Here is a 17,713-nt window from a genome sequence, read left to right as displayed (position 1 = left end):
GTGTTGATGTTGTCCTGATCTAATACAGCGCTTGCGAAGGTTGCATCAAGGTGAATTGCGGGTGATTCGTCTTGATGCAACGTTGGGGTTGAGAAAACTCAATAGTCATTCTTCCGGGTGTTATATTGTTCGCTATTGATATGCTTGCGCTTGGGTGAATGGCCTCCTGATGGCCTACGGATATCTGACTCTTCGGTTATCGGTTTTGGCGGCACTCCTCTGGACTGGAGTGCTGGCCTTTTCGCTTGTTTGGAACTTGAACAGCACCCAAGCCCAGATGATGGCAATGGCCTATTCCGAAGCGCGGGCCAATCTGAATAAAGACATCATTTTTCGCCGTTGGGCAACAATGCACGGTGGCGTTTATGTCCCCGTGACAGCAACGCAAAAATCAGTTCCCTGGCTGTCTCACGTTCCCGGGCGGGATGTCACCACGACGGACGGTCTGAAGTTGACACTCCTGAATCCAGCCTCAATGCTGCGGCAGATCATGGATGCCTATGCCGAAGAGTATGGGATTCGTGGCCGGATTACCGGTCTGAAATACCTGAATCCGGGCAATGCACCGGATGATTGGGAGCGTCGGCAACTCGAAGCTTTTTCCCGGGGAGACAAAACTGAGGTCTGGGAAATTGCCGAGATCAATGGCCAGCCGAATTTGCGATATTTGCGTGCCATGTACATGGAAACCGGCTGTGATAAATGCCACGGTATTCTTGGCTACAAGACGGGTGATATGCGAGGAGCGACAGGGCTGAATTTGCCGCTGGCACCTTATCTGGCTCAGATAGAAGAGTCCCGGATTCAGTTGGGGATCAGTCACGCCGTTATCTGGCTGATCGGGCTGGCTGGCATTGTGGCAGGGGGCAGGCTCTCGGCTCGCTGGGATCGGGAGCGCGAGAAAGCGCAGCAGGAATTGGCTCAACATCGGGATCATCTGGAGTTCCAGGTCAAAGAGCGCACCTTGGCGCTGTCCATCGCCAAAGAGGCGGCAGAGGCAGCCAGTCGCGCCAAAGGGACTTTTCTCGCCAATATGAGCCATGAGTTGCGTACGCCGATGAATGGCATCATGGGGATGGTAGATTTGGCTTTGAAGCGTACAACGGATAGCACCGTACGGGAGCAACTGAGCAAGGCCAGAAAATCGTCACAGATATTGTTGGCTGTGATCAACGACATTCTTGATCTTTCGAAAATTGAAGCGGAGCGCTTGCTGTTCGAAAAAGTCCGGTTCCAGTTGGGAGAGGTTTTGGAGAATGTGGTCAGCCTGGTCTCTGAACGCATCTCGGAGAAAGGATTGACGCTGCGTGTCGACTCGCCGCCTGAATTGTCCTCCCTGGCCCTGGAAGGAGATCCTTTACGTCTCGGGCAGGTTTTGCTCAATCTGGTTGCCAATGCAGTCAAATTTACCTCGCAAGGGACGGTCAGCATTCGTGTGCGCCCGATTGAAGAAAGTCTGACGACGGTTTTGCTCCGTTTTGAGGTTTTGGATACGGGTATTGGTATTTCAACTGAAGATCAATCCCGTTTGTTTACTGCTTTTGAGCAGGCTGACAGTTCAATGACCAGAAAATACGGCGGTTCAGGTCTGGGGCTGGCGATCAGCAAGCAGTTGTCGCGTCTGATGGGGGGCGACATCGGTGTTGAAAGCACCTTGGGGCAAGGGAGTACATTCTGGTTCTCTGCGCGATTTGACAAGCTTGAGGCGAGAGTTGAGCCGCCTCATCTTTACACGGATCTTGATAGTGTTGAAGCGCAGATCAGACTGGATTTTTCTGGCGCTCGCGTTTTGTTGGTTGAGGACGAACCGATCAATCAGGAAATTTCGCGTTGTCTTCTCGAGGATGTGGGACTGGTTGTCGATCTTGCTGATAATGGTTTGGCAGCAGTTAATCTGGCCAAGCAAAATTATTACTCATTGATCTTGATGGATGTTCAAATGCCTGAAATGAATGGTATTGAGGCAACCCGCAGAATTCGAGGTGACTCTTTGAACATGAATACACCCGTTCTCGCAATGACGGCGAATGTTTTTGACGAGGATCGAAGAGCCTGTTTTGCCAATGGAATGGATGACCACATCGGAAAGCCAGTTAACCCGGACGTTTTTTTTAATACCTTATTCAAATGGCTTAAATTTTTAAAGTAAATGCCGATACCCCAGAGGGGCGATAGAGCCGGTGACGGTGTGGGCTGTGTTAGAATGCATCAAAGAATTTTATTCGGCCGTCTTGTTTCGATGTTTGGAAATGGTCAGGTTAAATAGCCGGCGTTTGCCGGTTTTTGATTTTATTGGTTGATAAATAAGCAGGTATTCACTAAATTGTTCTTGCTTATTTTATTTGGAGATAATTATGGATCTTTCAGCACTTTCCGTTATTGAATTGCGTGATTTGCAGCAACAGATTCCGGCTGAATTGAAGCGCAGAGAAGTACAGGATAAAGCCAATATCCTCAATGAAGTTCGCGCTTTTGCCAAAGCTCGTGGTTATGCCATTGAGGATTTGATCGGTAAGGAAGTGAAGGTCAAGGCGGCCAGCACATCCAAGGTCAAAGTCAAATATCGTCACCCGGAAAATCCTGAACTGGAATGGACTGGTCGTGGCCGCAAGCCAAAGTGGGTTGAAGCCTGGGTCGCCAATGGGGCGAGCCTGGATAGCCTCCTGGTTTGATCGATGCGCATTCTGCTCAGTAACGACGACGGTTATTTTGCGCCGGGGCTTGCCGCCCTGGCGCAAGCGCTTTCCGGGCTTGGTGAAATTGTGGTGGTTGCTCCCGAGCAGAATCGCAGCGGGGCGAGTAATTCGCTGACGCTGGACAGGCCTTTGTTCTTGAAAACAGCGGCCAACGGTTTTCATTTTGTGAATGGAACGCCGACCGATTGTGTCCATCTGGCCGTGACAGGCATGCTGGATTATTTGCCCGACATTATCGTTTCAGGTATCAATCACGGTGCCAACATGGGAGACGATACGATTTATTCGGGGACGGTAGCGGCGGCGACCGAGGGGTTTTTGCTCGGAATACCTTCTCTGGCAATTTCCCTGAATAATTTTGAAGGCAAGCATTTTGATACGGCTGGCCGGGTGGCGCGCGATCTTGTTGAGCGATTTATTCGCAATCCGATCAAGCAGCCGGTATTGCTGAATGTGAACGTGCCCGATATTCCGCATGCCGAATTGAAGGGGTTTGAAGTGACCCGCCTTGGTCGCCGCCACAAAGCCGAGCCAGTTGTCAAAATGCAGTCACCGCGTAATGAAACGGTTTACTGGATTGGTGCGGCAGGTGCGGCAGCTGATGCAGGGCCCGGCACCGACTTCAACGCGGTCGAGCGGGGTTGTGTGTCAATCACACCTTTGCAAATTGATTTGACGCACCCGGCTCAGTTGCCGGCGGTGCGTCAGTGGATGGAGTGAGCTTGGCCGTGCTTCACGGAATTGGTATGACTTCGCAGCGGACGCGGGCGCGCATGATCGAGCGTTTGCGCGAAAAAGGCATTCGCCACGAGGCGGTGCTGGGTGCCATGGCGGCTGTGCCGCGTCATGTGTTTGTTGAAGAGGCACTGGCGTCCCGTGCCTATGAAGATACCGCCTTGCCGCTTGGTATGGGGCAGACCATTTCTCAGCCTTACGTTGTCGCCCGCATGATCGAATTGCTGCTCAATGCGCGCCCGACACTGGGCAAGACACTTGAAGTCGGTGCAGGTTGCGGTTATCAGGCAGCGGTATTGGCACAGTTGACCAATGAGGTTTATGCCGTCGAACGTCTGGGGCCATTGCTTGAAAAAGCCAAGGCCAACATGCGGACCCTGCAGCAGTTCAATGTCCGCTTGAAACATGCCGATGGCCAGTTGGGTCTGCCTGAAGCCGGGCCCTTTGACAGCATTATTGTGGCAGCGGCTGGTTCGCATGTGCCGCAGGCATTGCTGGAGCAGTTGGCGCTTGGCGGCCGGCTAGTCTTGCCAATTGGTACGACAGAGCAGTATCTTTGCTTCATTGAACGCACGCCTCAGGGATTTGTCGAAACGCGCCTCGACGCAGTTCGCTTTGTCCCGCTTCTCGCAGGAACGCAATGATTCGATTTACCGTTCTGATTCTTCCCTTGTTGCTGGCCGGTTGTTTTTCTCAACCACCGGCCCCTGCTGTTGACCGCAGTACGTCAGCAGCCTCGCGTACCGCTCCTGTTTCGCCTGTCCAGCAGCCTTCCGGTCCCGGCTACTACACCGTCAAACGTGGTGAAACGCTCTACCGTATTGCCCTGGAACACGGTCAGGACTACAAGGATGTTGCTGCCTGGAATAATCTGGCCAATCCCTCGTCGATCAAGGAGGGGCAGGTATTGCGGGTTGTTCCTCCGGGGACTGTGGAGAATACGGGAGCGGTGGTCAGCAAGCCGGTTAGCTCCAGTCCCGTTGTCGAAACCCGTTCACTCGACCAGCCGCCATCCGCTCAGCAGCCTGTAGCGACGTCAAACAGTAATTTGAAGCGAGAGCCGCGTGTCGGCAAGGAGCCTTATTCCGATGAGGCCTATGCTCGCTTGAATAAAACGGGTGACCTGCCTGCCAAGCCGGCTGAAACCAAATCGGAACCTGCGCCTGCGCCAGCCCCGGCGGTCGTTCAAGCTCCTGCGCAGCCTGCACCGGCGGTAGCTGCCGGTCCGGATGATGTGCCATGGTTGTGGCCCTCCGCCGGCAAAGTCGTCGCGCCGTTCAGCGAGTCCGGCAACAAGGGACTTGATTTCGGCGGCAAGGCAGGCGATACCGTTCTGGCTGCGGGCGAAGGCAAAGTGGTATATGCCGGCGCCGGGTTGCGAGGTTATGGTGAGTTGGTCATCATCAAGCACAACGCCACCTTCCTTTCCGCTTATGCTCATAATCGCAAGATTCTGGTCAAAGAAGGCCAGACGGTGAGCCGCGGGCAGAAAATTGCCGAAATGGGCAGCACGGATGCCGATTCGGTCAAGCTGCACTTTGAAATTCGCAAGCAGGGCAAGCCGGTTGATCCGGCTCAGTATCTGCCGAAAAAATGACTCATACCGACCGGGAGCAAGAGGACGAAAGCTTTGAGGGGCAACCCGACGAAGCTGTCCTGCTCCCCGAGCCGGAAGTTATTGCGCCCGAACTTGATCTGCTTGAGGATGTAACCCAGCTTTACCTGAACGAGATTGGTGCCAAACCGCTGCTCACGCCGGCCGAAGAGCTAGCGACCGCCCGCTGCATGCGGGCCGGGGATTTTGCCTCGCGGCAGAAAATGATCGAGCACAATCTTCGCTTGGTGGTCAATATTGCCAAGCACTATCTGAACCGTGGCATTCCGCTCCTTGATCTGATCGAAGAGGGAAATCTCGGATTGATTCACGCGCTTGAGAAATTCGATCCTGAGCGTGGTTTCCGTTTCTCGACCTATGCGACGTGGTGGATTCGCCAGAGCATTGAGCGCGGCATCATGAACCAGGCGAGAACAATTCGCTTGCCGGTTCATGTCGTCAAGGAAATCAATCTTGTCCTGCGTGCCATGCGGCATCTCGAATCAGCCGATCGACGCGAGTCGACCGTGGAACGGGTTGCTGTGCTGATCGACAAGCCGGTTGAGGACGTGCGCCGGATTCTTGCGTTGAACGAGCACATTGCTTCGCTCGACATGCCGCTCGATATCGATCCCGAGCACACCATGGTCGAGATTATTGCCGATGATGGTGGTAGCGATCCGGCTTCCCTGCTGCAGAGTAGCGAGGTCGATACCTTGATGGCGGGGTGGCTTGATCAACTGACCGAGCGCCAGCGTCAGGTGATCGAACGGCGCTATGGGCTGAATAATGCCGATGTCGCAACGCTGGATGTTATCGCCAACGACCTTGGCCTGACGCGCGAGCGGGTGCGGCAGATTCAGATGGAAGCGCTCGACCGTCTGCGCAAGATCGTCAAACGCGGCAATCTTTCAAGCGACTCCCTGTTTTAAAAGGCTTGCCGAAGGGCGGGATCAGTCAGCAATCCCGCCTGCGGTCATTTAGCGCATCCGCTGGCGAATTTCTTCTGCCAACTGAAAAACCGACATGGCATAAAAGCTGGAGCGGTTGTAGCGGGTGATGACGTAGAAATTTTCGTAGCCCAGCCAGTATTCGGTTTCTCGGCCTGGTGATACGAGGTCGATCAGCGCGACATTGTCTTCATTCCCCGCTCTGCTGCTGATACCTTGTGCGGCAAGCTCGCCGACCTTGAGTGTGGGGCGAATGCCGGCTTCGATCAGCTCGCGGGCCGGTTCACCTTGTAAGCGTGCGGCGACGGCAATCGGCTGGCCGGCTTGCCAGCCATGCTGCTCCAGGAAGCGCCCGACACTGCCGACGGCATCATCAAAGCTGCCCGACAGGTCGACGCGCTGATCGCCATCGAAGTCGACGGCGTAGCGGCGTTGGCTACCCGGCATGAATTGTGGAATGCCGATGGCGCCGGCAAAAGAGCCCTTGATACTGAGCGGGTCCATATTGTTTTCACGGGCCAGTAGCAGGAATTGTTCGAGTTCGGTGCGGAAAAAATCGGCGCGACGCGGGTAATCGAAAGCCAGGGTGGCGAGTGATTCAAGGACGCGGAAGCCGCCGGTATTACGGCCGTATTCTGTCTCGACGCCAATGATCGCAACAATGATTTCCTCCGGCACGCCGTACATTGCCCGGGCGCGAGCCAGAACGGTGCGGTTGTCCTGCCAGAAGCGTACGCCACCATCGATGCGGCGGTCGTTCAGGAAGCGTGGACGGTAGCGTTCCCATGAGCGCTGTTGAGGGGATGCAGGGGGTTTGATCAGTTGCAGTACTTTGGCGTTCGAGCTGGTTTGGGCAAATTTGTCGAGCAACTCATCTGCATTGAAACCGTGGCGTTGCTCCATTTCTCGCGCAAATTCGATGGTTGCCGGGTTGTCGGCAAAACTTGGCGGTTTGGCAGCGGCGTGGCTCAAACCAGTCAGGCAGGCGAGCAGCAGGGCACCAAAAGTCAGCTTCAAATCGATCTCCGTCAGGGCAATTGCGCGATGGCTTCGCGCAGAAGGTTCAGATTGTTCGAGGTACGGCCGTAGCGCACATCCAGATAAGCATTTACAACGCGCCCGAAAGGTTCGGCCAACATTGGGTGCTCGGTCTGTACACGGTGCAGCAAGGCATTGGGCGTTTCCCAGCGGGCGCAGTTTACTTGTCTTCGTGCCAGATGTCGCAAGGCTTTATGCCAGAGACGGGTGGCTGGGTCTGGTTGGGGTTTTTGATGGAGCGTCCAGGCCGTAATGGCGCCGAGCAGTATGGTGCAGCAAAGGGCGAGCAGGATGACCAGGTCCTGCCAGCCCGCTTCCTGCCAGCCAAGGCGAGCGAGTAGCTGGCGCTGGCGCTGCATGTCGTAGCTCAGTATTTGCTGGTTCCAGGCATTGTTGATCGCTTCCCAGCGATGACGCAGGTTTTTGAGCCAGGCGGTGCGCAGTTGGCTCAGGGCCGGCAAGGTGGCGCTGCCAGGCTGATCGATGCGACCGTTTTCGATGCGGGCAGGTGAAACGGCGGCCGTTGGATCTATCCTTATCCAGCCACGACCTTCCAGCCATATTTCACTCCAGGCGTGAGCGTCGGATTGGCGTACGGTCAGATAGCCGTCCACCGGATTGACTTCGCCGCCCTGGTAGCCGCCGACCACGCGTGCCGGGATGCCGGCGGCGCGCATCAGTACGACGAAGGCTGCGGCGTAATGTTCGCAAAAACCGCGACGGCTTGAGAACAGGAAGTCATCGATCCCTTCCGGGCCGAGCAGTGGGGGTTGCAAGGAGTAGACAAAATTTTGCTCGGCAAAGAGTGTCAGCGCCTTGTTGACGACTTCTTCCGGCTCCTTGGTCGTGGCCCGCCATTCGCCGGCCAGTTTGAGCGTCTGCGGGTTTCTCCCGGCAGGTAGTTGCAGGTTGCGTCGGAGAATATTGGGGTTCTCGGCAACGTTGAAACGGTAGTCCAGTGTCGAGGCAAAGCGAAATTGGCGACGTTCATTGATGATCTGCCGGTGTGTCGCGGTCAACGTGCCATTCAAGCCTGTTTCCGGTGGCATGCCAGTGGGGGCATCGAGCGCTAGCAGCCAGCGTTGGTTGTGGGGTTCAAGCGTGATTTCGTAGCTGAGCGGTGTGGCGATGACTTCGATGCGCTCTGAGCCTGGGCGGTTCGGCTGCGGTCGCCAGGTGGTTCCATCAAAATACTCCATGACCGGGCCGCGCCAATAAAGCAGTTTTCCAGGCGGTATTTCAGCGTCGAAGCGGACCCGGAAAGCGATCTCGTTATTGAGCGCCAGGTGAGCAATGCTGCCGGGTGTCATTTGTTCCGACAGGCCGGTCTTGCCGCTATGCGCGTCTTGCGGCAAACCCCAGAGCGGCCCATTGATCCGCGGGAAAAGCAGGTATAGCGCGAGCATGAAGGGTAGTGCCTGGGCGAGCAGGCTGGCCGCGTAGCGCAAGATGCTGCGTGGCATGGCATCCGGGCCGCTGTTCAGGCGAATCAGCGCCGAGGTGACGAGCCATAGCGCAATCAGCAGCCACAGTCCGGTTGGAATGCTTTGCGAGTAAAAATAATGAGTCAGCAGCAGAAAGTAGCCGAGGGTGACGACGACCATGCCATCGCGCCGGTTTTTCAACTCCAGCATTTTCATGGCCATGAAAATTACCAACAGGGCGACACCGGCATCGCGGCCGAACAAGGTTTGATATTCGAGATAGACCGCGCAGCAACTGAGGCACACGATAATGGCGAGTAGCCCGCTGTTCGGCAGGCGCTCGTTGCGCTGCCATAGCCAGGCAGCCCAGAGCAGCATCAGGCCGATCAGGCTGCTCAGCCACAAGGCTTGATGTTCGAGATGCGGCAAGATGGTTGCCAGCGCGGCGGCCATTAACCAGGGGCGTGCGGTCTGGTCGAGAGGGCGGTGGGCCGGTCGGCTCATAAGGCGAATAGTGCGAGTAATTGCAGGCAGGCAAGGCGCTGGTTTTTGGTGTCAGCCCGGGCAATTTCATGCCCGGGCAGGCGTAGACCGTAGCGTTGTCCGCTTGCGTCGGCCTGCAAGACCCAGCCGCACAAAATCCCGAGCCGTGTTTCGTCGGGCAATGCCGGATCGGTCAGGGCCCAGTCGAGTTGCAATTCAAGCGCCGATCCACCGGCAAATTGTTTGACCAGCAGATCGTTGCTATCCGGAATCCGGGCGCTGGCTTTCCAGGCCACATGATGCAGCGAGTCCGCTGGCTGGCGCAGGCGAAATCCGGAAAAATCCTCTTGGCCTGCCGCGCCGCGCTGCGCTCCCTGGCGACTTGTTGCCGATGCGCCCGGCAATGGGGTCATGACCGGGGTGGGGAAAACCAGGCAGCGCATGGCTGGCTGCAGATAGCTCCATGCATGGAACAGGCCGAGAGGATATTCGCTGGACAGGCGGATTCTGGATAGTTCGCACCAACCGCGGCGGATGGTGCGCTGGGGAATGGCGATTTTCAGCATTTTCCCGGCGTCGACCGTGACAGTCACCGGATGTTCTGCGTCTGCCTCGAAAGTCAGGGCGCGTCTTGCAGTGGCTCGTTCGTTATCGAGCCGCAGTTCGAAATAGGCCATTTCTCCGGCAAAAACAGCATCACACCGGCCGGGGGTGATTACTAGATCGTACAGGTTGCGAAAGGTGTGGATCATGCCGACCAGGCCGAGGCCGGCGAGCAGAAAGACAAGTGCGTGGCCGAGTGCGAGGCTGTAATTGATGGCACCAATCAGCATCACAACGAGTGCGGTCACAAATAGCAGCCCGCCGCGTGACGGGATGATGAAAATACGTCGCTGCCCCAGGCGCAGCGGTGCCGTGCCATCGCTTTGCCAGCGGAAAAGCGTCTGCTTCAGTTGAGCGAGCAACTTCATGCGGGGTCAGGGAATCGCCACCGAATGGATCAGGGAGGCAATGTCTTCTGGTCGGGCATGCTGGCTGCCCTGGTTGGTGCGCAGGCGGTGGCTGGCAACTGCAGGCAGGATCGCCTGGATGTCATCCGGAATGACCATGTCGCGCCCTTCGAGCCAGGCCCAGGCACGGGCCGCCGCAAGCAGGGCAAGGCCGGCGCGGGGCGACAGGCCGTGCTGAAAGACGGGGCTGTGACGGCTGGCTTCGAGCAGCAGCTGAACATAGTCGATCAATGGTCCGGCGGTGTGTACCTGCCGGATTTCTGCCTGAAAGGTGAGGAGGTCTGTGCCCTGGATCATTGCTTCAAGACGTTTGGCCTGTTCATGCTGGCCACCGCCCGCAAGCAGGGCGCGCTCGGCCGTGCGGTTTGGGTAGCCCAGTTCGATACGCATCATGAATCGGTCCAGTTGTGACTCCGGGAGTGGGAAGGTGCCGATCTGATGGGCCGGATTTTGTGTGGCGATGACGAAAAAAGGTGAGGGCAGGTCACGCGTTTGACCCTCCGTGGTGACCTGACCTTCCGCCATGGCCTCAAGCAGAGCGCTTTGCGTTTTTGGCGTGGCCCGGTTGATTTCATCGGCCAGCACCAGCTGGGCAAAAATCGGGCCGGGCAGGAAGCGGAATTCGCTTTTGTCGCGGTCGAATAGAGAAATACCGGTAATGTCGGCGGGTAGCAGATCGCTGGTGAACTGAATACGGGAAAATTGCAGGCCGAGCAGTTGAGCCAATGTATGAGCCAGTGTTGTCTTGCCCATGCCGGGCAGATCCTCGATCAGCAGGTGGCCGCCGGCAAGCAGGCAGGTGAGTGCCTGGCGAATTTCCATTTCCTTGCCCAGAATCGTTTTTCCGGCCTCATCCAATAAATCGGCAAGCGGATGGTGGCGGCTCATTCGGCTGGCGAGTGTGGTTCCTGACATGGCGGCTTTCTTTAATTACAGTTCAAACGAATTCTAATGCTTGAAGCCTCGTCCAGATTGGGACGATAATGGCATTTCGACGTGCGCCATCAATGAGCGCCGGTTCGCAGAGAGAGAACAAGTGACGACCACTGCCTTCATCACCCATCGCGACTGCCAGTTGCACGATATGGGTTCGCATCATCCGGAATGTCCTCAACGTCTCACTGCCATCAGCGATCACCTGATCGCTCAGGGCCTTGATGCGTATTTTGTTTATTACGATGCACCGCTGGCTACGTTTGAACAATTGCTGCGCGTGCATCCGGCTTCGCACCTGGAACGAATCAAGCGCGCCTCTCCTGAAATCGGCGTGGTTCACCTTGATCCGGATACCGCGATGAATCCGCATACCTGGCAAGCCGCCCTGCGCGCAGCAGGGGCCGGATGTCAGGCGGTCGACCTCGTGATGAGCGGCGAAATCGAGAATGCTTTCTGTGCCGTGCGCCCGCCCGGCCATCATTGTGAAAAAGCAACGCCGATGGGCTTCTGCTTCTTCAACAATATCGGCGTTGCGGCACGTCATGCCATCAAGGCACATGGGCTGGAACGCGTTGCCATCATCGACTTCGATGTGCACCACGGCAACGGCACTGAAGATTGTTTTGCCGGTGACGAGCAGGTGCTGATGTGCAGCATCTTCCAGCATCCGTTTTACCCGTATAGCGGGGCGGACAAGCCGGCAGCCAACATGTGCAACGTTCCTCTTGCCGCGGGTTGCGGCGGTGAGGAGTTCCGCGATGCAGTAAGCCAGGTCTGGATGCCGCGCTTGCGTGAGTTCAAGCCCCAGATGATTTTTATCTCGGCGGGCTTCGACGGTCATTACGAAGATGACATGGGTGGCCTCAAGCTGCTTGAGCGTGATTTCGCCTGGTGTACCGACGAACTCAAGAAGCTGGCCGCAGAGGTTTGCAACAAGCGCATCGTTTCGATGCTTGAAGGTGGGTACGTGATGAGTTCGCTGGCGCGCAGCGTCGGCGCCCATCTGCGTTCACTGGCTGATCTCTAGGCGCTGATTTCCTTCGGAAAAAGAGCAGGGTGGGGTAAAATCCCGCCCTCTTTTTCATGTTTCCAACGTTTAACCGGATGAATCCATGGCGTTGATTGTTCAAAAATACGGCGGTACGTCCGTCGCCAATCCCGAACGCATCAAGAATGTTGCGCAGCGGGTTGCCAAATTCCAGGCACAGGGTCACCAGGTTGTGGTTGTCCTTTCAGCCATGAGCGGCGAAACCAATCGTCTGATTGCGCTTTGCAAGGAAGTTCAGTCCAATCCCGATCCGCGCGAGATGGATCAGGTCTGTGCGACTGGCGAGCAAGTCACCATTGGCCTTCTGGCCATGGCGCTCAAGAGCATTGGCGTTGATGCCCGCAGCTACACCGGCGGCCAGGTCAAGGTTCTGACCGACAGCACCTTCACCAAGGCGCGTATCCTGTCGATCGACGAAGCCAACATGCGTCGTGATCTGGATGCCGGCAAGGTGGTCATCGTCGCCGGTTTCCAGGGTGTCGACGAGCATGGCAACATCACCACGCTCGGTCGTGGCGGTTCCGATACTTCCGGTGTTGCGCTGGCTGCAGCCCTGAAGGCTGACGAGTGCCAGATCTATACCGACGTCGATGGCGTCTATACGACCGATCCGCGCGTCGTGGCAGAAGCCAAGAAGCTCGACACCATCACCTTTGAAGAAATGCTGGAAATGGCCAGCCTGGGCTCCAAGGTGTTGCAGATCCGCTCGGTCGAATTCGCCGGCAAGTACAAGGTCAAACTGCGCGTTCTTTCCAGCTTCCAGGACGAAGGGGAAGGTACGCTGATCACTGTTGAGGAAGACAAGAACATGGAACAACCGATCATTTCCGGTATCGCTTTCAACCGCGACGAAGCCAAGCTGACCATGCTCGGCGTTCCGGATACCCCGGGCATTGCCTACCAGATTCTCGGTGCCATCGCCGACGCCAATATCGACGTCGACATGATCATCCAGAATGTTGGTCATGACGGCACGACTGATTTCTCCTTCACGGTGAATCGTGGTGATTTCGCCAAGGCACAGGGCATCCTCGAAGCCACCAAGGCCAAGCTGGGCGCTCGTGAGGTGACCGGTGACAACAAGATCTGCAAGGTCTCGGCCGTGGGCGTCGGCATGCGTTCGCACCCGGGTGTTGCCTCCAAGATGTTCAAGGCACTGGCCGATGAAGGCATCAATATCCAGATGATCTCGACTTCCGAGATCAAGATTTCCGTCGTTCTCGACGAGAAATATCTGGAATTGGCGGTTCGCGTACTGCACCGCGCTTTCGGTCTTGATCAGTAAGGTTTGACCAAAGGGCGCGGAGCATATATCATCCGCGCTCTTCTGAACGGAGACGTGGCCGAGAGGTCGAAGGCACTCCCCTGCTAAGGGAGCATGCGGGCAAAACCTGCATCGAGGGTTCGAATCCCTCCGTCTCCGCCAGAACCTGCAAGATAGCTAGAAGCCCCGTTATACGGGGCTTTTTGCTTTTGGGCGTTTGCCAGGGAATTTGGGGTGATGCTGCTGAACCAGTGCATGCCGGGTGAACCGATGGCTTCAATCGAAAAGCTCGTGATTTACCTGCGTGTGGGGGCTATCGATAAAACCATGGCCTGAAAAGGTGAAAGCCCCGCCGGGGGTGAGCGGGGCTTTCGACGACCAACAGGGAGGGAGAGGTTGGTCGTCAGGCTGTTGGGGGGTCAGCACATGACTGACAAGATAAGCGGTGCGCTGCGCTAACTCAAGTAACGGTTTGCAACAACGTGTATTGGTTTTGTTTGCCCCAAGGTTACGAACAGGTCGGTTCTTCTTGTAACCCCTTCAACTGAAATTTGGTAAGGCCATGAGACTGAATCTGAAAGTGCCTTTTGCAGAAAAGGATCAAGCCAAGAAGTTGGGCGCCCGGTGGGATGCTGCCCGAAAAATCTGGTTTATCGACGGCAAGGCTGATCTATCTGCGTTTGCAAAGTGGTCCCCGACGGCTGTGGACAGTGACGAGGGAGCGCCTTCGGTCCGTCCTGTCGCGGCCAGGTCGGCTCCCGGGAAAGTTGTCACCGGCAGCGATTACGTGGCGAGCCCTCGTGTTTGCGAGTGTTTGCCATGGGATGTTTGTGATCAATGTGCGTCAATGGCCATCTCTTGCTAGTTTGTCCGCTGGATCGATGAATCATGAATAAATTGATTACCGAACTTCAACGCCTGTATTTTTTGCCTGACCTGCAATCGAAAGAGTTCTCTGGTGTGGCAGATGATCGCTTGCCGGATGGCGATTCGACCGCTCCCCGGCACCGGGTTGTTACCGATCTTCGACTGCTTGGGGATGACGGCCTGGTTCGGGCGATGGTGCTGGATTTTCGTCGGGCAACTGACTGGCCTGCGGTTGCTGCCTTGTTTCAGGCATTGCAGGATGACCTTGAGTTGCCTGCGCCGGCCATTTCTGTGTCGGGCGAGGCCGGATTCAACATGTGGTTTTCGCTGGAGGATTCACTGCCGCTTGCCGAGGTGCTTCATTTTCTCACCGCGCTGCGTAGTAAATACCTATCAGCTATTCCTGAGCATCAACTCAGCTTTCTGCCCTCGACCGAGGTAGAGATCCGCACGGTTCCGGGCTTGCATCCGGTAACAGGGAGGTGGTCTGCTTTCATCGATCCGACGATGGGCAGTATATTCATGGATGAATCAGGCCTCGAAATGGCGCCCAATATGGATCGGCAGGCTGAGATGCTGGCGGGCTTCAAAAGCATCGCAAGCGATGACTTTCAGCGAGCTGTAGCGAGGCTTTCGATTCCTCCGCTCGATGCCGCCATGGGGAGTCACCTTGAACAGGATTTTCCTGCGAGCGCTGACTCGGCATTGCTGCGGTCAACTGTCAATCTGGGCAATAAATACAAGGATCCGATCAGTTTTCTCGTGGCGGTGATGAATGAGCCATCATTGGCAATATCGGCGCGTATCGAAGCGGCCAAGGCGCTTCTGCCATATTTTCCCCAAGGGCAAACTGAATGATTTTTGCATCTGAACTGGTCGAGCGTGTCGCCGGGCAGATCAAGCTTCGTTTTCTGGACGAGAGTTCAGGCCATGATTGGCATCACATTGAGCGGGTCTGCAAACTGGCTCACAAAATAGCGACGCATGAAGGTGCGGATCAGGAAATTGTGCAGTTGGGGGCGCTGGTGCACGATATTGCCGACTGGAAATTTCATGGCGGCGATGACTCTGTCGGGCCCCGTGAGGCTGAGCGCCTGCTGCTTCAGGAAGGTGCACCACAAGACATCATTGATCCTGTCGTCAATATTGTGGCGACCATTTCCTACAAGGGGGCTGGGGTTCAAACCACGATGCAGACCCTGGAAGGGCGCTGTGTCCAGGATGCAGACCGACTCGATGCCATCGGTGCGATTGGTATTGCCCGCTGCTTTGCGTATGGCGGGCATGCCGGACGCCTGCTGTACGACCCGGCTATGCCGCCTGAGCTACACGCCACGGCTGCCGCGTACAAGGCGGCGAAAGGAACCAGCCTGAATCATTTTTATGAAAAGCTGTTCCTGCTCAAGGAGCGCATGAACACCGCTGGCGGACGCTTGCTGGCCGAGCGTCGCCATCAATTCATGGAAGAGTTCGTCACGCGCTTTCTTGACGAATGGGACGGTGAGTCGGCCAAGGACTGAATTTCGGTCAATGCGTTGTTGTTGAACGGCGTGCTTGTTGCCAGGCCAGCGCCGCCTGGCTGGAGTGGCGCAAAATGGTTTGGTACTGCTCGCGTGGCATGGCTTGTTGCAGTGCTTCGAACAGTTTTTGTGTATTTTGGCGCGCCAGATCGCTTGGTGCTTCGGTTTCGCTGAGCAACTTGATCTGGATATGAGCCAAGGCATCGGCAACCAGGCGCCAGCCGTATTCCGGCATCTGCTGGTTGACGCCGAGCAGCATGCCACCAAGTGGTTTCAGGATGCTTTCTGCGTCTTCATCCGTTTCACAGGCCGTCATGGCGTGCCAGAGCGCCAGGTGAATGCTGCGTCGGAGTTCGACCTTGAAGTCGATGACATTGCTTTCGATTTGTTCGATCACCGAGAAAAAAAGCTGGAATGACTCATCCGATTGGCTGTTCAGGCGGCCGCGCAGGCTGGAAATGAGCGCACTCAATGCCGGAATGGCTGTCAGGCTGAAAGCCTGGGTGTAGGCAAGGCCCCAATGATCCAGCCCGGTGACCAGCATAGCCAGGCGCAAGAGTTGTTCTTCGCTGCTGTCGCCGGCCTGGCACCACTCGATACAACGCGTTTCGGCTTGTGTCAGCACCTTGCCGAGTAAGGTCGGGTCCGGAGTAAAAGCATTGCGAAAAACTTCGGCAAAAATATCCTGGGCCAGTTGTGCGGCTTCGCACTGGGTTGCTGCATTGGCCAGTGTTGAAAGTTGATCAACAATCGGAGAGGAGGTCGTGCTCATCGAAATTTGCCTGAGATGGGGGGAGGGCGCATTTTAGCGAACCTGGTGGCCCGATGGCAGACTGGATGATTAGCTCTTTTGCATGCAGCGATGCCTGTTTTCAAGGGTTAAAATAAATCACCGCCGATTGACTCCCTGCTGCAACATGAAAAAACCTTACCGGATTCTCTGTGTCTGCATGAATAACGTCTGCCGTTCGCCAATGGCCGAGGTGGTGCTGCGCAAATGTCTGATTCAAGCGGGGCTGGGGGGGCGGGTTGAAGTGGCCTCGGCGGCAACGCACGGTTTCCGGGTTGGCGATGTCTGCGATTCAAAAACGCATTTGGCGGCTCAGGCCAGGGGCTACAACGTTACCCTGATGCGAGCCCAGAAAATCGGCTGGCAGGATTTTGAGTACTTCGACCTGATTCTGGCCATGGACCAGAACAACCTTTCCAATTTGCGCCGTATGACGACCGAAGAACAGCAACGCCGGATTCGGCTTTTCCTCGATTTCTCAGAAAAATTCCATGGCCAGGATGTGCCGGATCCCTATTTGACGCTGGGGGCCAGTTTTGAGGATGTGCTGGACCGTATCGAAGATGGCGCACGAGGGGTGGTTGAATTTCTTGAGCGACAGTTTTCTGCTGTCGAAGCTGCCGGGATTGTCGCGGTCGACGCTTGAAATAGGCCGAAATGACAGGCTTTGCCGATCAGTCAGTCGAGATCGCTGCCACCGCGAACGGGCTTTCAGCAAACCACGCTGTCAGCGGGCGGCTTTTGCCCTGGTGGCTCAATTGACGATCAATCACATCGTGGTTGCCCCAGACAACATCTGCCAAGTGGCCTTCCGCAACGCGTGTTTCGATTTCACGGCAATAAAGCCCTAGTTCGCGTTGAACATAAAAGCCATAAGTCCGGCAAGCAACCGGGCGTTGGGCATAGACCGGGCAGGCTCCGCTTGCCTGGTCGAGCATCGGACAAACGACCGGGCGCGTGGTTTGCTGGGCCAATTTGCCGACTTCAAGACTGATTTCATGCAATTTTGCTGGCGCCAGCATGGCTAGCCCCTGAGACAGCAGCTTCCATTCCTGCTCGGTCAATTCAGGTATTTCAGCCAGTCGCTTGCAGCAGGAGGCACATCCTTTGCCGCACAGCCAATCCGGTTGCTGTTGGCGGATGTTTTGGACGCATTGATCAATATCCTGATGAAGCCGGGTGAGTTTGCTGGTGTTTTGCATAGTGAGGGGGCTCGCCATTTCATGGGAAAACAGGCCAAGCCAATCGGGTGGTTCGTATGCCGTGATTTTACTGCACTGATCCCGATGAAATTGGCTATTGAATAAGGTCGACCGCGACGCCATATAAGATGAGTTATCCGCTCACAAGGACTGTTC

At 56.1% G+C, this 17,713-nt stretch carries 18 protein-coding genes and 1 tRNA gene; 13 read left to right on the top strand and 6 right to left on the bottom strand.

The features are described from left to right. Positions 1–169: 169 nt before the first annotated feature. From KI614_RS09635 to rpoS, 6 genes are all read left to right on the top strand, one after another. Entirely contained in the window at positions 170–2,149 is a 1,980-nt protein-coding gene (locus KI614_RS09635) for an ATP-binding protein (protein ID WP_226405120.1), read from the top strand. A 205-nt stretch (positions 2,150–2,354) separates the two neighbouring features. Beyond that, complete coding sequence (locus KI614_RS09630; protein WP_203466879.1) at positions 2,355–2,672, top strand: H-NS family nucleoid-associated regulatory protein; 318 nt, start codon at positions 2,355–2,357, stop codon at positions 2,670–2,672. 3 nt (positions 2,673–2,675) lie between these two features. Then, entirely contained in the window at positions 2,676–3,416 is a 741-nt protein-coding gene (gene surE / locus KI614_RS09625) for a 5'/3'-nucleotidase SurE (protein WP_226405118.1), read from the top strand. A gap of 26 nt (positions 3,417–3,442) precedes the next feature. Further along, entirely contained in the window at positions 3,443–4,075 is a 633-nt protein-coding gene (locus tag KI614_RS09620) for a protein-L-isoaspartate(D-aspartate) O-methyltransferase (RefSeq protein WP_203466877.1), read from the top strand. Then, positions 4,072–5,028 (top strand): peptidoglycan DD-metalloendopeptidase family protein, encoded by a 957-nt coding sequence (locus tag KI614_RS09615; RefSeq protein ID WP_226405116.1) that lies wholly within the window; start codon positions 4,072–4,074, stop codon positions 5,026–5,028. The genes KI614_RS09620 and KI614_RS09615 overlap by 4 nt, the downstream gene beginning before the upstream one ends. Next, positions 5,025–5,957, top strand: coding sequence for an RNA polymerase sigma factor RpoS (gene rpoS / locus KI614_RS09610; RefSeq protein ID WP_226405114.1), 933 nt, complete (start codon positions 5,025–5,027; stop codon positions 5,955–5,957). The genes KI614_RS09615 and rpoS overlap by 4 nt, the downstream gene beginning before the upstream one ends. A gap of 48 nt (positions 5,958–6,005) precedes the next feature. On the opposite strand, the gene mltB is transcribed toward rpoS, so the two are convergent. The 4 genes from mltB to KI614_RS09590 are packed head-to-tail and all read right to left on the bottom strand — an operon-like array spanning position 6,006 to position 10,818. After that, the gene (gene mltB / locus KI614_RS09605; protein ID WP_226405112.1) at positions 6,006–6,992 is read right to left on the bottom strand and encodes a lytic murein transglycosylase B; all 987 of its coding nucleotides are present in this window, start codon (positions 6,990–6,992) and stop codon (positions 6,006–6,008) included. A gap of 11 nt (positions 6,993–7,003) precedes the next feature. Beyond that, positions 7,004–8,941: a DUF3488 and DUF4129 domain-containing transglutaminase family protein gene (locus KI614_RS09600; RefSeq protein ID WP_226405110.1), complete on the bottom strand. Its 1,938-nt coding sequence runs from the start codon at positions 8,939–8,941 to the stop codon at positions 7,004–7,006. After that, complete coding sequence (locus KI614_RS09595) at positions 8,938–9,891, bottom strand: DUF58 domain-containing protein (RefSeq protein ID WP_226405108.1); 954 nt, start codon at positions 9,889–9,891, stop codon at positions 8,938–8,940. Before KI614_RS09595 ends, KI614_RS09600 begins: the two co-directional genes overlap by 4 nt. A 6-nt stretch (positions 9,892–9,897) precedes the next feature. After that, entirely contained in the window at positions 9,898–10,818 is a 921-nt protein-coding gene (locus KI614_RS09590; RefSeq protein ID WP_413464198.1) for an AAA family ATPase, read from the bottom strand. 148 nt (positions 10,819–10,966) lie between these two features. On the opposite strand from KI614_RS09590, the gene KI614_RS09585 reads away from it, so the two are divergent. The 6 genes from KI614_RS09585 to KI614_RS09560 all read left to right on the top strand — a co-directional run bounded on the left by KI614_RS09585 (position 10,967) and on the right by KI614_RS09560 (position 15,565). Next, positions 10,967–11,893, top strand: a complete 927-nt coding sequence (locus KI614_RS09585) for a histone deacetylase family protein (RefSeq protein ID WP_226405104.1) — start codon at positions 10,967–10,969, stop codon at positions 11,891–11,893. 85 nt (positions 11,894–11,978) lie between these two features. Next, positions 11,979–13,199 (top strand): aspartate kinase, encoded by a 1,221-nt coding sequence (locus tag KI614_RS09580; protein WP_226405102.1) that lies wholly within the window; start codon positions 11,979–11,981, stop codon positions 13,197–13,199. A gap of 48 nt (positions 13,200–13,247) precedes the next feature. After that, a tRNA-Ser gene (locus KI614_RS09575) sits at positions 13,248–13,340 on the top strand. 400 nt (positions 13,341–13,740) lie between these two features. Then, positions 13,741–14,043 (top strand): DUF5710 domain-containing protein, encoded by a 303-nt coding sequence (locus KI614_RS09570; RefSeq protein ID WP_226405099.1) that lies wholly within the window; start codon positions 13,741–13,743, stop codon positions 14,041–14,043. A 23-nt stretch (positions 14,044–14,066) separates the two neighbouring features. Further along, positions 14,067–14,903 carry a hypothetical protein gene (locus tag KI614_RS09565; RefSeq protein WP_226405097.1) on the top strand — a complete coding sequence of 279 codons (837 nt, stop codon included), beginning with the start codon at positions 14,067–14,069 and terminating at the stop codon, positions 14,901–14,903. Beyond that, a complete protein-coding gene (locus KI614_RS09560; protein WP_226405095.1) occupies positions 14,900–15,565 on the top strand; it encodes an HD domain-containing protein in 666 nt (221 codons plus the stop codon). The genes KI614_RS09565 and KI614_RS09560 overlap by 4 nt, the downstream gene beginning before the upstream one ends. Before the next feature lie 7 nt (positions 15,566–15,572). On the opposite strand, the gene KI614_RS09555 is transcribed toward KI614_RS09560, so the two are convergent. Next, on the bottom strand, positions 15,573–16,337 hold the full coding sequence (locus KI614_RS09555) for a hypothetical protein (RefSeq protein ID WP_226405093.1): 765 nt from the start codon (positions 16,335–16,337) through the stop codon (positions 15,573–15,575). A gap of 145 nt (positions 16,338–16,482) precedes the next feature. Between KI614_RS09555 and KI614_RS09550 the strand changes: the two genes are divergently transcribed. Then, positions 16,483–17,001: a low molecular weight protein-tyrosine-phosphatase gene (locus tag KI614_RS09550; RefSeq protein WP_226405091.1), complete on the top strand. Its 519-nt coding sequence runs from the start codon at positions 16,483–16,485 to the stop codon at positions 16,999–17,001. A 28-nt stretch (positions 17,002–17,029) separates the two neighbouring features. On the opposite strand, the gene KI614_RS09545 is transcribed toward KI614_RS09550, so the two are convergent. Beyond that, positions 17,030–17,557: a YkgJ family cysteine cluster protein gene (locus KI614_RS09545; protein ID WP_226405089.1), complete on the bottom strand. Its 528-nt coding sequence runs from the start codon at positions 17,555–17,557 to the stop codon at positions 17,030–17,032. Positions 17,558–17,713: the final 156 nt, after the last annotated feature.

This window comes from Dechloromonas denitrificans (assembly GCF_020510665.1).
Taxonomy (GTDB): domain Bacteria; phylum Pseudomonadota; class Gammaproteobacteria; order Burkholderiales; family Rhodocyclaceae; genus Azonexus; species Azonexus denitrificans_B.
This window is presented reverse-complemented; position numbering and strand designations above follow the sequence as displayed.

Bases quoted from the DNA above. Each gene is read 5' to 3' on its own strand.
- KI614_RS09620 (WP_203466877.1), top strand. From the start codon at position 3,443: ATGACTTCGCAGCGGACGCGGGCGCGCATGATCGAGCGTTTGCGCGAA.
- KI614_RS09560 (WP_226405095.1), top strand. From the start codon at position 14,900: ATGATTTTTGCATCTGAACTGGTCGAGCGTGTCGCCGGGCAGATCAAG.
- KI614_RS09595 (WP_226405108.1), bottom strand. From the start codon at position 9,891: ATGAAGTTGCTCGCTCAACTGAAGCAGACGCTTTTCCGCTGGCAAAGC.
- rpoS (WP_226405114.1), top strand. From the start codon at position 5,025: ATGACTCATACCGACCGGGAGCAAGAGGACGAAAGCTTTGAGGGGCAA.
- KI614_RS09570 (WP_226405099.1), top strand. From the start codon at position 13,741: ATGAGACTGAATCTGAAAGTGCCTTTTGCAGAAAAGGATCAAGCCAAG.
- KI614_RS09550 (WP_226405091.1), top strand. From the start codon at position 16,483: ATGAAAAAACCTTACCGGATTCTCTGTGTCTGCATGAATAACGTCTGC.
- KI614_RS09630 (WP_203466879.1), top strand. From the start codon at position 2,355: ATGGATCTTTCAGCACTTTCCGTTATTGAATTGCGTGATTTGCAGCAA.
- KI614_RS09615 (WP_226405116.1), top strand. From the start codon at position 4,072: ATGATTCGATTTACCGTTCTGATTCTTCCCTTGTTGCTGGCCGGTTGT.
- KI614_RS09635 (WP_226405120.1), top strand. From the start codon at position 170: ATGGCCTACGGATATCTGACTCTTCGGTTATCGGTTTTGGCGGCACTC.
- KI614_RS09565 (WP_226405097.1), top strand. From the start codon at position 14,067: ATGAATAAATTGATTACCGAACTTCAACGCCTGTATTTTTTGCCTGAC.
- KI614_RS09545 (WP_226405089.1), bottom strand. From the start codon at position 17,557: ATGCAAAACACCAGCAAACTCACCCGGCTTCATCAGGATATTGATCAA.
- KI614_RS09580 (WP_226405102.1), top strand. From the start codon at position 11,979: ATGGCGTTGATTGTTCAAAAATACGGCGGTACGTCCGTCGCCAATCCC.
- KI614_RS09590 (WP_413464198.1), bottom strand. From the start codon at position 10,818: ATGAGCCGCCACCATCCGCTTGCCGATTTATTGGATGAGGCCGGAAAA.
- surE (WP_226405118.1), top strand. From the start codon at position 2,676: ATGCGCATTCTGCTCAGTAACGACGACGGTTATTTTGCGCCGGGGCTT.
- KI614_RS09600 (WP_226405110.1), bottom strand. From the start codon at position 8,941: ATGAGCCGACCGGCCCACCGCCCTCTCGACCAGACCGCACGCCCCTGG.
- KI614_RS09555 (WP_226405093.1), bottom strand. From the start codon at position 16,337: ATGAGCACGACCTCCTCTCCGATTGTTGATCAACTTTCAACACTGGCC.